Raw genomic sequence first — 572 nt, 5'->3', positions numbered from 1 at the left:
CGCCAACGTCGATTTACCCGAACCTGGATCACCCAACAAAATCAAACGTTTATTTTCAGGTTTAGCCACTGCCGTTAATACCGACTCTGGTTGAATTTGCGTCCAACGCTTCTGCAACTGTTTAAAATCATCCGCACCAAATTCATCTGGCAGTTCATCCAATTCGCCCTTCTCATGCAACCGACTCAAAATTTCCTTGGGCAACTCACGCGGCGGACGACTTTTCCGTACCATTTGGGGAACAAAAACATCCCTCAATAAAATGCGCCCATCATCTACGTCATCCCGTGACGGTGGCGTAAGCGCAGATAAATCAAGCACTTGATAGCGAGTTTTGACACGTTCGGCATAATTATCCAAATCAAAATCTGGCCAAACACCGCGAATAGACTCAAGATAATGCGTCCGATCTTGAGCCAATTGCGCTAGGAATAATTCCCGTAATTCTGATGTGACAATACCCGCTTTTTTAACGCGGCGCAAATAAGAACTGCTAACACTGGCTACATTAAATTCTTCTGGCAACGCACGCAATTCCAGGGCTTTCCACCGCCGCATTAATAAACGACTAT

Annotated in this window: 1 protein-coding gene; it reads right to left on the bottom strand. The window is 45.6% G+C overall.

Translation table 11 applies throughout. From position 1 onward, the window contains the following. On the bottom strand, nucleotides 1-572 hold a 572-nt coding region (locus GY683_RS05965; protein ID WP_297287872.1), incomplete at both ends, for a hypothetical protein.

The organism is Moraxella sp. (assembly GCF_024227015.1).
Taxonomy (GTDB): Bacteria; Pseudomonadota; Gammaproteobacteria; order Pseudomonadales; family Moraxellaceae; genus Moraxella.
Note: the sequence above shows the minus strand (reverse complement) of the source record. Positions and strands in the feature narration are given on the sequence as shown.